Here is a 13,519-nt window from a genome sequence, read left to right as displayed (position 1 = left end):
ATACTGACCGAACCTTCAGGATCAATCGAATAATCATCATTTGGCTCAGCTTCATTTGCCACTAAAACAGTTTTGCCATTTGGACTAAAGGTCAGCATGTCAGGCAATGAACCTACAGCCACTTTACTCACAAAACTCAAATCTTTGGCATTAAAGAAAACCACGAGACCTGCATCGGTTTTATTTTTTGCTTGGACTGCAATCGCCACGATGCCATTTTGTACGGCAACGCTATTCACTTCTGAGTCAGCTAAATAATCACGTGCAGAGAGTTCTGCAATATGAACAGGTTGTTCAGGCTTAGATGCATCTAGTACATCTACCAAACCTTTTTGTGCATTCACGACAAATAACCGTTTGCTTGCCGCATCATACGCAGGAATTTCTGCTGCACTTTCAGCAAAAATATTGGTTTTATAGTGTCCTAATACACTTAATTTAATGGTTTCAGGGGTAGGTTCAATTTGTTCTGATTTATTGTTGTTGTCATTATTATCGTTACATGCCACTAATCCCACAGACAGTAAAGCTGTCAATAAAACTGAAATCTTAAACTTCATGATCAATTTCCATACGATTTATTATGTAGGATCAATCTAGTGTTCTGAGATTCAAATTCGATGACATTTTGATGTCATTTCGATGACGTCTCTTTGACAATTATTGTCTTTCTTTCAGGCTCTTTTGCATTAAACTTGAATAGAGTTTTAGCACCTTAAAATATATGACAACGACGACTCATCAAGCTGTACAACCTGAATTTCGCTTGTTGGTATTATTGGTTTCGATAGGCTTCTTTATGCAAGCCTTAGACACCACGATCGTCAACACGGCGATTCCTGCTATGGCAGTTCAGCTCAATGAAGACCCATTACAAATGCATGGAGTCATTGTCGCTTATGTTTTATCCGTCGCAGCCTGTATCCCGTTAAGCGGTTGGCTTGCTGATCGCTTTGGTATTCGCAATATTTATCTCAGTTCGATGGTAATTTTCAGCTTAGCATCACTAGGTTGTGGCTTATCCCAAAATCTCGATCAGTTGCTATTCTTTCGTGTCGTTCAAGGGATTGGTGGTGCATTGCTCATGCCTGTTGGTCGTTTGGCACTACTTAAACTAATTCCTCGCTCTCAGTTTCTCTCTGCTATGAGCCTAATGAGTTTGGCTGGTTTAATTGGCCCACTCATGGGACCGACATTGGGCGGATGGCTCGTCGAGGTCACCACATGGCACTGGATTTTCCTGATTAATATCCCGATGGGAGTTTTAGGAATGATCATGACCTTCAAAGTCATGCCTAACCAAAAAGAACCGAGCGTAAAAGCCTTTGATCTAAGTGGTTTTATATTGCTCATGATCGCAATGGTCGGATTGTCTTTAGGCATTGAAAATATTGCTGCACCTCAATATTCAGGTTTAGTCAGTATTTCCTTATTAGTTGCAGGTACGATTGCAACAGTTGCGTATGCCTATCATGCACATAGCCATCAAAATGCTTTGTTTCATGGACGTTTATTTCGCTATAAGATTTTTTCAATTGGGGTACTAGGAAATTTCTTTGCTCGTCTAGGCAGTAATGCGATTCCCTTTATTTTACCGTTGATGCTGCAAGTGGCTTTTGGCTTCGAACCTTTTATCACAGGTTTAATGATGATCCCGATGGTACTAGGTTCATTATTTTCCAAACCGATTATTCGTCCTATCATTCAACGAGTGGGTTATCGTCGTTTTCTGCTTAGCAATACCGTGTTGGTCGGTCTATGTATTGCCAGTTTTGCATTAATGACCGCTGATACGCCTCTATGGCTAAAAATATTACATTTATTTATCTTTGGGACGCTCAACTCACTGCAATTTGTTGGCATGAATACGCTCACCCTTAAAGATTTACCACAGCATGATGCGAGTAGTGGAAATAGCTTCTTATCAATGATTATGATGCTCTCAATGAGTATCGGGGTTGCTTTAGCAGGCACATTGATCAATGTATATGGTCAACATTTTCCAGCATCATCGATAACTACAGCTTTCCATGCCACACTCATCTCTTTAGGATGTATCAATATCATTACTGCTTGGATTTTTTGGCAAATTCCCAAAGAAACAACAGATTAATTAAGTAATAAAATATCAAAAATAAGAAGGATCTAGAGATGATCGTCCCTAAATATTGGGCTGAAGCAAAAACCAAAGCGAAATTTGAAGGTCGCCAATATACGATTAAACGCTTTGGTTGGTCAGATGAAAATATTGAAGCGGCTCAGCAGCATGCCGAGCAACGAGTCTTTGAGGCGCTTGAACAACTTAAAATAGATAAAACGGTTCGGCGTATCGATCATAAAATTGCTTATAACGGTGCAGAGGGCTTACCTATTCGAGAGGAAATCATCAGCCAGTACGATGATGTGATTATTACGCGTAATAGCTATGGTGCATTATGTCTAAACACACCTGATGTCTTATTCGCAGATATTGATTTTGTGACCCAACCTCATTCTAGTTTGTACTTCATCGTTTTCTTTGTATTACTGGCTAGCAGCGGTTTAGGCGCATTTTATTTTTCTTCTTGGTTTATCTTTGGCTTTGGATTTGTCCTTTCGCTTCTAGTTACGAGCCTGATTGCAAAATCGGTATTTAAATTCCAACAAAAATTTAAGGGCACACCTGAACAACAAGCTCTAGAGAAAATTAGAGCGTTCTCAACACATTATCCAACATGGCACTTACGTGTTTATCGCACTCCTAATGGTTATCGAATTTTGGTTATGCATCAAATCTTTGAACCTCGAGGGGAGCAAGTTCAATCATTTTTCAAAGCAATCTATGCCGATCCCTATTATGACCTGATGTGCCAAAATCAAAATTGCTTTCGCGCCCGAATCAGTCCTAAACCGTGGCGAATAGGCGTAGAGCGATTAAGACAAGGTATATGGCCGATATCAAATGAGCGCACGGCACACAGAGAAAACTGGGTTCGTGAATATGAACAACAGGCTAAAGATTATGCATCGTGTAGATTTGTGGAACAATTTGGTAGTCAGATGGTTCATCCCAAAGCAAAACGAGTACAATCAATACATGATCAGTATTGTAAATCCGACTCTCAATTAGACCTTGCATAACTTCTGACGACATGGCGAAAAAAACTGCGAAATACCGACTCTCTGAGCATTATCCAACTTATACCAGTATCGGTTTAGCCGTCATGTTAGGTATCGTCAGTTATTTCGGTTTGTTCTACCAACAAAAAGCTTCTGCACAAGATTATTCGATTCGCGGTTTTGATGTTTCACATCATCAAGGTGAGATTAACTGGAAAAAAATCTCTCCGATGCAATATCAATTTGTCTATCTCAAAGCCACAGAAGGTGGCGATTTTAAAGATCGTAAGTTTCAGAACAACTGGCTAAAAGCTCGCGAACAGGGGTTGCATGTCGGTGCTTATCATTTCTATCGCCTGTGTCGTGATGGCAAAGTTCAAGCTGAAAATTTTATCGCGACTGTTCCAAAGAAAGCAGATGCCCTTCCCCCTGTGATTGATTTGGAATATGACAGTAATTGTATTAATACCTATACCAAAGAACAGTTACTCAAAGAAATTCAGGTTATGCATGATCAATTACAACAACATTATGGCAAACAGCCTATTTTCTATATTTCTAAGAGTTTTTATCACATCGTTTTGATGGGGAGCTTTAACGATACGCCGCTATGGGTTCGTGATTACGAAGCTAAACCTGAATTAAAAGACGGACGTAAATGGCTATTTTGGCAACACACCCAAACTGGAAAAATTGATGGGATACCTAAAGCAGTTGATTTAAATGTGTATGCGGATTCACCACGCCAGTGGCGTATCTTTCTTGAGCAGCAAGGCATTCAAGATGGCAAATGAGTTACGCAAAATCATTCATATCGATATGGATGCTTTTTTTGCCTCAGTTGAGCTGCGTGATCGTCCTGAACTTAAAGACTTACCAGTGGTCATTTCCTCACACCATCCACGCGCTGTCATTGCCGCTGCCTCCTACCCTGCTCGTGTTTTTGGTCTACGTTCTGCGATGTCGATGGGGCAAGCAAAAAAGCTTTGTCCTCAAGTGGTGGTGATTGAACCTCATTTTGAGAAATATCGAGAGGTTTCAGCACAAATTCATCAAATTTTTCAGCAATACACACCACTCATCGAACCATTATCTTTAGATGAGGCTTATTTGGATGTCACTGAGAATCTAAAAAACATCCCGAGCGCTACTGAAGTTGCGACTCAAATTCGCGCAGATATTTTTGCCGTCACAGGACTGACAGCCTCCGCAGGCGTTGCACCTAATAAGTTTTTGGCTAAGATCGCATCTGATTGGAATAAACCGAATGGATTATTTGTAATCAAACCCCATCAAATCCAACATTTTATTCAAGACTTAGCACTGAATAAAATCCCTGGCGTTGGCAAAGTCACGCATGAAAAATTAAATCAATTAAATTTACACACCTTGGGCGACCTACAAAAAATAGAAGAGAACGTACTCATCCATCACTTCGGAAAATACGGTAAACAGCTGTATTTATATGCACAAGGCATTGATCATCGTCCCGTCAAAGCAGAACGTGAACGCCAACAAATCTCGAAAGAAATTACCTTTGATGATGACTACACATTGAATCAATGTGCTCATGCTTGGCAGCCTTTAGCAGAACAAGTCTGGCGCAGTTTGCAAAAAAAACAACTGACTGCTCGTGGGGTAAACGTCAAACTCAAACTCAAAAACTTTCAAACCTTGCAGCATAGTAAGAGTTTTAAACTCCCTCTGCGCTCGCAGCAAGATTTAGAACAAGTGGTTTTGCAATTAATCGAAGAAATGCATATTGATCAAAGTTTTCAGTTCCGTTTAGTCGGTGTAGGCGTTTACCAACTACAGACGCATGAGGAAGAATCTCAACTTTCCTTGTGGTAACGTTGCTTTTTTATGCAAAAGCACAATGCTCGTTCAAATTTATGTTTGCTTTTTATGCGGTTTTCAGTACTCTAAGCATCGCAGTGACATTATCCTTGTCATTTGCTCTTGCTAAAGAAATCCTCGCTTTTAGCATTTGCTCCTGTGGTTGGCGTGACGATCAAATCCGAATATTACAGGGCACTTCAAGTGTCCTTTGCTTTATTAAATAATTATAAAAATGATCCTAGTTTTCTCAACCAAATCTTCCGCTAAACTAACACAATAAAATTAGAAAATATTGATTAGTTAATCATGATGAATCAAAAACAAATTCTCTGTGTTGAAGATGAAGCTGCGATTATTCTTCCGCTACGTTATGCTCTTGAGCGCGAAGGCTGGAACGTGAGTTGGGCAAATACAGGGGCTCAAGCACTACAATATCTTTCAGAACAAGCTTTTGATTTTATTATTTTAGATGTTGGTTTACCTGATCAGAATGGTTTTGAAGTCTGCAAACAGCTACGCCAAAAATATCAAACACCTTTATTATTCCTCACTGCACGTGATGATGAAATTGATCGGGTTGTCGGTCTAGAAATCGGCGCAGATGATTATTGTACAAAGCCTTTTAGTGCACGAGAAATTGTGGCACGAATCAAAGCCATTTGGCGCAGAATGGAAATACAGGCGCAAAATATCTCATCACAACCATCAATCAGCCAAGTAGAAATACCCCTACAATCTGCAACATGGACGTGCAATCCACAATCGCTACAGATTCAATATCATGGGCAAACACTGCAACTGACACGGTATGAATATCGTTTGTTATTTTTACTTATTCAGCATCCTGAACAAGTCTTTAGCCGACAACAACTGATGGATCATATTTGGGAACATCCTGAGCATAGCCTAGAACGTACAGTCGATACCCATATTAAAAGTTTAAGACAAAAGCTTAAACAAATTACCCCTGATGATGATCCCATTCGGACACATCGAGGGTTTGGGTATAGTTTAGTGAAGTTAGGTTAACCAATGTCCATCTTTATCCGCATTTGGTTTTTCTTTAGCTTAGTGGTTATGCTGAGCCTGAGCTTTATTGCCTACACGTTGAATCAACAGGTTAAACCAAATGTCCGTCAAGTAGTCGAAGATACTCTCGCCGAGAATGCCAATATTATTGCCCAACTGATTGCAGAAGATGTGGCTCAACAAAAAGTCAGTACACCTGAATTTGATCAAAAAATTCAAGCAGCATTATCACGCCAACTCAATGCCACAATTTGGCAGCATCAAAAAGATGAAATTAACCAACAACTGTATATTACCGATCAGCACGGTATTGTCATCTACGACTCCGAAGGTCAAGCCGTTGGGCAAGACTATTCTAAATGGAATGATGTTTATCTGACTTTACGCGGCAAATACGGCGCACGTTCTACTGCAACCAATCCTTATGATCGAAACAGCAGCGTGATGCATATTGCTGCACCCATTATTTACAAACAACAATTACTTGGTGTAGTTAGCATTGGTAAACCAAATCAATCCGTACAACCGTATATTGCTCGTGCAGAACGTCAACTGATTCATCAAGCGCTTTGGATCGCCGCACTGAGTTTATTACTCGCAAGCATGGTGGCATATTGGTTAAGACACAGCATTGATAAAGTGCGTCGCTATGCTCAAGCACTAGCACCCGTCAATCAAGCTCCATTTTTCTATTCTGCAAAAGAGCTCAACCAAGTGACTCAAGCGCTCAGTGAAATGCGAGAGAAACTCGAAGATCGTGCTTATGTCGAAAATTATGTCAATACGCTAACCCACGAGTTAAAAAGCCCACTCACGGCAATTCAAGCCAGTGCAGAACTATTACAAGATGATTTACCCTTAGCAGATCAACAACAATTTGCAGCACATATTGTTGAGCAAAGTCATCGCTTACAATCTTTAATCGAACGCATGCTACTGCTCACACGCTTAGAAAAAAATCAGCATGCTTTAGAGTATCAAAATATTGATTTATCAAAATTGATTCGGGATTGCGTGATACAACAACAGAGTGCTCTTCAAATTAAACAGATTCAAATAGAGCTAAATCTTCCTGAATATTGCGCAATCTATGCTGATCCCTTTTGGCTTAAACAAGCAATCAATAATGTCTTAGATAACGCAAGAGACTTTTGCTCTGAACATGGTCATCTCGCCATTCAACTGAGGGCAAATACCATCACTCATGGTATTGAAATTCTATTATTCAATGAGGGGGATGCCATTCCTGAATACGCTTTAAATCGTGTCTTTGAAACCTACTTTTCATTACCACGTCCACATAATCAGCAACGAAGCACGGGTATTGGTCTGAGTATCGTGCAGCAGATTATCCAACAGCATCAAGGTCACGTCACCATTCAAAATATCCCTGAAAATGATTTAGATTTCTTAGAGCAACACAAATCAGGAGTACTGGTAAAAATTATACTTCATCGAAACTTCACATAAGCTTCAATTACAACTCATTTAGAACGCATATCGATTCGAGATACTTGTCATACCACAATGACAATGGAATCCACCATGCGCAGAAACTTTATTAATCTGAAAATAGGAGCGATTTTGTTCCTGATTTTGATTTTTTATATTGGTCTTTTTTTTATCTCTAACTTAGTAGATGAGCGCCAAAGCTATCAACAACAAGTGATTCAGGACATTGCAAAAGAACAAATTCGCCCACAACAAGTGATTGCACCCTATTTAAAACTTCCCTATCAAATTCAAACTACATGTACCGATGAACAAAAGAAAACTTACGATTGCACACAAACAGCATTTATTACCTTAGGTGCAGAAACAACAGACTGGACCGCTGAATTTAAAGTTTCAGACAATACCTACAAACGTAGTATGTATAAAGCGATTAGTTATCAAAATCACATGCAAGGAAAAGGCGTATTTAAAGGCGCTACGATTGAACCTCAACACAACTATCTTTGGGATCAAGCTGAAATCATTTTTCCTATCCAAGATGCTCGCGGTCTAAACGCCAAGCCAACGTTTAATATTGATGGAAAAAATTATAAATTTGACTTTTCTGAACAAAGCCAAGGACAGCATGGCTTTGATCTACTACATATCACCAGCAAGCAATATCCTGAACTGATCCAAAAATTCCAACAAGGTTTTAGCTTTAGCCTACAATTTGATCTAGAAGGTTTAAGCGAATTTGCCTTTATCCCAACCAGCTACGAAATGACATATCAAGCTAAAGGGAATTGGGGTGATGTGAAATACGATGGTCAAAGTTTACCGTTTAAGAAACTCAGCAAAAGACAACTTTTTGAAGCGGACTGGAAAAATATTGCTTTAGGTAAACGTAATTTAGATCGTCTCTCAACTTGTGAAAACAGTCAGTGTTTTTACCAAGCTTTAAATACTCAAAGCAATCTGATCAGTGATGTTGAAGCTGCTTATGTTGCTTCAAATACATCTTCAAATAACATTTCTGGTATTTCAACGCAGTTTTTAGAACCCGTTAATATTTATACCCAAACTGATCGTGCCATCAAATATGGCATTATGGTGATCATTATTACGTTTGGTTGCTTCTTTTTATTCGAGGTTTTGAAGAATCTTAAAATTCATCCTGTTCAGTATGCGTTGGTTGCCATGGCGCAAGGCGTGTTCTTCGTCTTATTACTATCAATCAGTGAATATTACGCTTTTTCCCTTGCCTATCTGATTGCGGCAGTTGCATGTATTGGCTTGATTACTTGGTATTTATACTTCGTCGTTCAAGGTTTTAAAGCCGCCATACTCTTCGGTGTTTTGCTCAGTGCTTTATACGGCATGATGTATCTATTACTACAATCCAGCGGAAAAACTTTCTTGTTCGGCTCCATTTTGTCTTTCATTTTAATTGCATGCGTCATGTACATCACACGCCACGTCAATTGGTATCAATCCGAACAACAAAACATATAAACGAATCGGGCAAAGTCATATATTTGCCCAATTTTTAACAATAATGATAAGGAATAAGATCATGTATCACACGACCACTTCAGCTTTGAGCCAACTCAAACAACTGTGTCCCAACCAGAGCTCTATTGCGAGCTGTTTAAATCAACTTCGACAAGCCAAAATTCAATTTCTGAATCTAGGCAATATTATTATTTGCCCACAATCCCGCTCTATTTTGATTTTCAAACAACGTAAATTAATGGAAATAGAAACTTTTTCAGCCTAATTTAAACAAATTTACACTGCATCAGAATCGTATCAAGTACAATCTTTTCTATTGTTATTCATTCAGGTAAATCTTATGTCTGTGCAGCGTTTGCATGTCACTTCTCGTTACTGCGAAGTCGCAATTTCAGGAAATTTGGTTCATTTAGCAGGTCAATTAGCTGATGATACCAGTGTAGATGTGACTGCTCAGACACAGCAGACTTTAGATAATATCGATCGTTTACTAGCGGAAGCGGGAACAGATAAAACCCATATTTTGTCAGTGCTTATTTTTCTTAAAGACATCGAGAAAGATTATGCCGCGATGAATGCGGTTTGGGATGCATGGATTGCTGAAGGTCATCCCCCAGCACGTACCTGCGTAGAATCTAAACTCTATGCACCTAACGTACTAGTAGAAATGACCGTTACTGCTGTTCTTCCAGATTAAGACGATTTTGCAGCAAACATACTGTACTTCATCATACGTTCTGTTTGAGGCAATGAGGTAGATGAAGTTGTCATAATGGTATTTGATTCATAAGGATCAGATACCAAATCTTCACGTAATTCATGTTCTGTTGGAATACTACCGTAGCGTAGAACTTTATAACCAGCCAGCTCCAACAAACTATCTTGATAGTATTTTTGATTTAAACGATTAATTGAAGACTCATCTGCAATCTCAATCACAGCGAGAACCTGATATTGTTGATCAAGCACAACAAAATCTGCCACTAGTCCTTGATACTTACGGCGTGTATGCGCATATTTTGTTGTCAATAAAGCATCAAAAGACACGTGTGCAAGTACAGTATGACGTGGCAAAACAGCCTGTAAGCGCATAAGTGTAATTTGTTCAGAAATCGTGAGAATGCCGCGGCGTTTTAACGGGCTATCTTGACGTTGATTTTGATGCATACGCCGAAGCGCGAGTGCTGCAATTATTAGCAACCCAGCTAATGTAATGAAATAATACATTTCTAACCAATCCCTTTAGATTTTTTATAATCATTTGGCTTTATGCCATTTTTTTAATCAATAACAGTGATAGCAAAGTCATTTTAGCAGTGCAACTTTAAAGTTTTAATCGTTTTCTACTAGTCGACCAAAGTCGTAAAAGCTGTTCTGCCCTTTATTTATAATCATCATAGCTTAAATTTTCAAGTTGATATTGTCAGTATATGTTTCTATAAATTGTAGTTTTACACTTAAATTGTGATTATTTTGACATTTTCAGACGAAAAGAAAGGGAAAGCATGTTTCCCTTTCTTTTAAATATTAACGATGGGCTTTACCCTTAGGTTTACTCTTTCCTGAAAATGGCTTTTTATCACCAGTTTCACGTGGTGGCAAACCAGTGTGCTGAGTCAACACCTGTCCTTTTTGAGGACGTTTCTGACTCGATTGAGACTGCGGACGAGACTGTTGACCACGTTTTACAGAATCACCAGCCACGGTCGAGTTTTTCTTACGAGCAGACTTATATTCACCTTCAGCCGTGCCTTGTGGCTGATAGGTTGGAATCAGATGCTGTTTCGAATTACCAATTAAATCCGAACGCCCCATTTCTTTCAGTGCTTCACGTAATAAAGGCCAGTTATTTGGATCATGGTAACGCAAGAAAGCTTTATGCAAACGACGACGTTTTTCGCCTTTCACGATATCGACATTTTCGGTATAACGCGCCACTTTAGATAATGGATTCTTGCCTGAATAATACATAGTGGTCGCAGTTGCCATTGGCGATGGATAGAAGGTTTGTACCTGATCGGCACGGAAACCATTCTTTTTCAGCCAAATCGCTAAGTTCATCATGTCATAATCCGTTGTACCAGGATGCGCAGCGATGAAGTAAGGAATTAAATATTGTTCCTTCCCTGCTTCCTTACTAAAACGCTCAAACATTTGTTTGAAGCGGTCGTAAGTTCCGATCCCTGGTTTCATCATCTTGGATAATGGACCATGTTCGGTATGCTCAGGTGCAATTTTCAGATAGCCACCAACATGGTGCTGTACTAATTCTTTTACATATTCAGGATTTAATACCGCGAGATCATAACGAAGACCTGAACCGATCAAAATCTTCTTCACACCTTTGATTTCACGTGCTTTACGATAAAGCTGAACCAATGGTGCATGATCAGTGTGTAAGTTTTGACAAACACCTGGATAAACACAAGACGGTTTACGGCAGTTCTTCTCGATTTCAGGGTCATTACAGTGCAAACGGTACATGTTTGCCGTTGGACCACCTAAGTCTGAGATAATGCCTGTAAATTGAGGTGCAGTATCACGGATCTTTTCAATTTCACGCAGAATGGATTCTTCAGAACGGTTTTGAATAATACGACCTTCATGTTCAGTAATCGAACAGAACGTACAACCACCAAAACAACCACGCATGATATTCACAGAGAATTTGATCATATCAAATGCAGGGAAACGCGCATTACCATAAGCTGGATGCGGTAAACGTGCATAAGGTAAATCAAAGACATAATCCATTTCTTCCGTTGTTAACGGAATTGGTGGTGGATTAATCCAAACATCACGTTCGCCATGGCGTTGTACCAATGCGCGAGCATTTCCTGGATTGGTTTCCAGATGCAAAATACGGTTGGCGTGCGCATACAGCACTTGATCATTGGCGACTTCCTCAAAAGAAGGCAAACGAATCACAGCGAGTTCACGTGGCGGTAATTTATGTTTAATCGCTTTGGATGGCGCAGGTTTTAACTGTACGATCTGCGTATCTGGATCAAGTTGATCCCCTTCACGAACGATTGGATTGGTCACAATTTCTTTTTGGAAATTTTGATATTGTGCGAGTGAGTTGCCTTTTTCTTTTTCAACTTCACAGCCATCAATATCTTCAGTCATGACATATGGATTGATAATTGGGTCTACACGACCAATCGTATCCACATCATTACTTGCGATTTCAACAAATTGTGCTTTTGATGCTTTATTGTGTTTATTAATAATAAATGCAGTGCCACGAACATCAGTGATGTCGTGAACTTTCTCACCTTTAGCTAAACGATGCATCACTTCAATGATTGCACGTTCACCATTTCCGTACATCAATAAATCGGCTTTAGAATCCATCAAGATTGAGCGGCGAACTTTGTCTGACCAATAATCATAATGAGCAATACGACGTAGGCTACCTTCAATCCCACCGAGCAATACTGGCACATCAGGAAAAGCCTCACGGCAACGCTGACAATACACCGTGGCAGCACGATCTGGACGTTTATTCGGTTCATTATTTGGCGAATAAGCATCATCTGAACGGATTTTACGATCTGCCGTATAACGGTTAATCATCGAATCCATATTGCCCGCAGTTACGCCCCACGCAATGGTTGGTTTACCTAAAACACGGAAACTTTCAACATTGGTCCAATCTGGTTGAGCAATAATACCTACACGGAAGCCTTGTGCTTCGAGCACACGCCCAATCACACCCGATACAAAAGATGGATGATCAATATAAGCGTCACCACAAACTAAAATAAAGTCACACGCATCCCAACCGAGTAGATCCATTTCTTCTCGTGACATCGGCAAAAATGGTGCGGGTTCAAAACACGACGCCCAATATTTGTCGTAATCAAACAGCGCTTTAGGCGCAGTCTGCTTGGTATAGGCAGTAGACATAGCTTGCGAATCTCGGCTAGCAGATGAAGGAGAGACATCTAAAGATGAAAGCCGATCATTTTAACATGAATTCAATTCATTTTCCCTGTTTATAAAGCATTCAAGAACAAGGAGATAACAAATTATTTGTACAAAGTTTATTCAGATTTAATAATTTAGGCTGAACGTTGTAATTTACCAAGATATAAAGCGGATACTAACCCAATCACCAAAACCACACTCACACTCAAATTAATTCCAATCCAGCCAAACCGCTCCCAAACCAATCCACCGAAGCTGCCGAGCAAACTTGAACCAATGTAATAGCAGAATAAATACAGCGAGGATGCCACTGCACGATATTGAACTGCTTGTACTGAAACCCAACTACTTGCGGTCGAATGCGCTGCAAAAAATGAAAAAGCGAAGATAATCAAACCGATCAAAATTGACCATAATGATGGAAGGAGTGTAAACCACAAGCCAATCATCATCGTCATTAACATCATCGGCAGAACTTTATCTCGTCCATACTTAAAGCCCCATTGCGCGGCTTTAGGCGAACTATAAATGCCTGCCAGATAAGCAATCGAAATCACACCAATCCATGCTTGTGATAAGTGAAATGGTGCTTCTAATAAATGATAGCTAATGTAGTTAAATACTGTCACTAAACAGCCCATTAAGATAAAACCTTGGGCAAATAAAATCC

13 protein-coding genes are annotated in these 13,519 nt (G+C 39.6%); 9 read left to right on the top strand and 4 right to left on the bottom strand.

Annotated elements, in window-relative coordinates:
- Positions 1-560: choice-of-anchor I domain-containing protein (locus A2003_RS10530; protein ID WP_502685957.1), on the bottom strand; the 560-nt coding region annotated here is incomplete at its 3' end.
- A gap of 164 nt (positions 561-724) precedes the next feature.
- On the opposite strand from A2003_RS10530, the gene mdtD reads away from it, so the two are divergent.
- From mdtD to A2003_RS10485, 9 genes are all read left to right on the top strand, one after another.
- Positions 725-2,113: a multidrug transporter subunit MdtD gene (gene mdtD / locus A2003_RS10525; RefSeq protein ID WP_005403509.1), complete on the top strand. Its 1,389-nt coding sequence runs from the start codon at positions 725-727 to the stop codon at positions 2,111-2,113.
- Positions 2,114-2,151: 38 nt separating this feature from the next.
- Positions 2,152-3,120: a hypothetical protein gene (locus A2003_RS10520; protein WP_286687322.1), complete on the top strand. Its 969-nt coding sequence runs from the start codon at positions 2,152-2,154 to the stop codon at positions 3,118-3,120.
- An 11-nt stretch (positions 3,121-3,131) separates the two neighbouring features.
- Positions 3,132-3,893, top strand: coding sequence for a glycoside hydrolase family 25 protein (locus A2003_RS10515; RefSeq protein ID WP_099949342.1), 762 nt, complete (start codon positions 3,132-3,134; stop codon positions 3,891-3,893).
- Positions 3,883-4,950 carry a DNA polymerase IV gene (dinB, locus tag A2003_RS10510; protein WP_168154134.1) on the top strand — a complete coding sequence of 356 codons (1,068 nt, stop codon included), beginning with the start codon at positions 3,883-3,885 and terminating at the stop codon, positions 4,948-4,950. The genes A2003_RS10515 and dinB overlap by 11 nt, the downstream gene beginning before the upstream one ends.
- 294 nt (positions 4,951-5,244) lie before the next feature.
- Positions 5,245-5,967, top strand: a complete 723-nt coding sequence (creB, locus tag A2003_RS10505) for a two-component system response regulator CreB (protein WP_042892314.1) — start codon at positions 5,245-5,247, stop codon at positions 5,965-5,967.
- Positions 5,968-5,970: 3 nt separating this feature from the next.
- Positions 5,971-7,437 (top strand): two-component system sensor histidine kinase CreC, encoded by a 1,467-nt coding sequence (gene creC / locus A2003_RS10500; RefSeq protein WP_286687321.1) that lies wholly within the window; start codon positions 5,971-5,973, stop codon positions 7,435-7,437.
- 75 nt (positions 7,438-7,512) lie between these two features.
- Positions 7,513-8,916 (top strand): cell envelope integrity protein CreD, encoded by a 1,404-nt coding sequence (creD, locus tag A2003_RS10495; protein WP_286687320.1) that lies wholly within the window; start codon positions 7,513-7,515, stop codon positions 8,914-8,916.
- Between the two features lie 61 nt (positions 8,917-8,977).
- Positions 8,978-9,181 carry a hypothetical protein gene (locus A2003_RS10490; RefSeq protein ID WP_004957220.1) on the top strand — a complete coding sequence of 68 codons (204 nt, stop codon included), beginning with the start codon at positions 8,978-8,980 and terminating at the stop codon, positions 9,179-9,181.
- Positions 9,182-9,256: 75 nt separating this feature from the next.
- On the top strand, positions 9,257-9,613 hold the full coding sequence (locus A2003_RS10485; RefSeq protein ID WP_286687319.1) for a RidA family protein: 357 nt from the start codon (positions 9,257-9,259) through the stop codon (positions 9,611-9,613).
- Here the strand turns inward: A2003_RS10485 and A2003_RS10480 are convergent.
- The 3 genes from A2003_RS10480 to A2003_RS10470 form a co-directional block, all read right to left on the bottom strand.
- Positions 9,610-10,143 carry a DUF2726 domain-containing protein gene (locus tag A2003_RS10480; RefSeq protein ID WP_004917136.1) on the bottom strand — a complete coding sequence of 178 codons (534 nt, stop codon included), beginning with the start codon at positions 10,141-10,143 and terminating at the stop codon, positions 9,610-9,612. The two genes, A2003_RS10485 and A2003_RS10480, sit on opposite strands and share 4 nt — an antisense overlap.
- Before the next feature lie 300 nt (positions 10,144-10,443).
- Entirely contained in the window at positions 10,444-12,828 is a 2,385-nt protein-coding gene (locus tag A2003_RS10475; protein WP_286687318.1) for a YgiQ family radical SAM protein, read from the bottom strand.
- Between the two features lie 155 nt (positions 12,829-12,983).
- On the bottom strand, positions 12,984-13,519 hold a 536-nt coding region (locus A2003_RS10470; RefSeq protein ID WP_502685956.1), incomplete at its 5' end, for an MFS transporter.

Source organism: Acinetobacter sp. GWC1_38_13 (assembly GCF_001767535.1).
GTDB classification, from domain to species: domain Bacteria; phylum Pseudomonadota; class Gammaproteobacteria; order Pseudomonadales; family Moraxellaceae; genus Acinetobacter; species Acinetobacter junii.
Note: the sequence above shows the minus strand (reverse complement) of the source record. Positions and strands in the feature narration are given on the sequence as shown.

What these genes read in the sequence shown, in the direction of transcription:
- A2003_RS10480 (WP_004917136.1), bottom strand. Translation starts at nt 10,143, where the DNA reads ATGTATTATTTCATTACATTAGCTGGGTTGCTAATAATTGCAGCACTC.
- A2003_RS10520 (WP_286687322.1), top strand. Translation starts at nt 2,152, where the DNA reads ATGATCGTCCCTAAATATTGGGCTGAAGCAAAAACCAAAGCGAAATTT.
- A2003_RS10485 (WP_286687319.1), top strand. Translation starts at nt 9,257, where the DNA reads ATGTCTGTGCAGCGTTTGCATGTCACTTCTCGTTACTGCGAAGTCGCA.
- creC (WP_286687321.1), top strand. Translation starts at nt 5,971, where the DNA reads ATGTCCATCTTTATCCGCATTTGGTTTTTCTTTAGCTTAGTGGTTATG.
- creD (WP_286687320.1), top strand. Translation starts at nt 7,513, where the DNA reads ATGCGCAGAAACTTTATTAATCTGAAAATAGGAGCGATTTTGTTCCTG.
- dinB (WP_168154134.1), top strand. Translation starts at nt 3,883, where the DNA reads ATGGCAAATGAGTTACGCAAAATCATTCATATCGATATGGATGCTTTT.
- mdtD (WP_005403509.1), top strand. Translation starts at nt 725, where the DNA reads ATGACAACGACGACTCATCAAGCTGTACAACCTGAATTTCGCTTGTTG.
- A2003_RS10475 (WP_286687318.1), bottom strand. Translation starts at nt 12,828, where the DNA reads ATGTCTACTGCCTATACCAAGCAGACTGCGCCTAAAGCGCTGTTTGAT.
- A2003_RS10490 (WP_004957220.1), top strand. Translation starts at nt 8,978, where the DNA reads ATGTATCACACGACCACTTCAGCTTTGAGCCAACTCAAACAACTGTGT.
- A2003_RS10515 (WP_099949342.1), top strand. Translation starts at nt 3,132, where the DNA reads ATGGCGAAAAAAACTGCGAAATACCGACTCTCTGAGCATTATCCAACT.
- creB (WP_042892314.1), top strand. Translation starts at nt 5,245, where the DNA reads ATGATGAATCAAAAACAAATTCTCTGTGTTGAAGATGAAGCTGCGATT.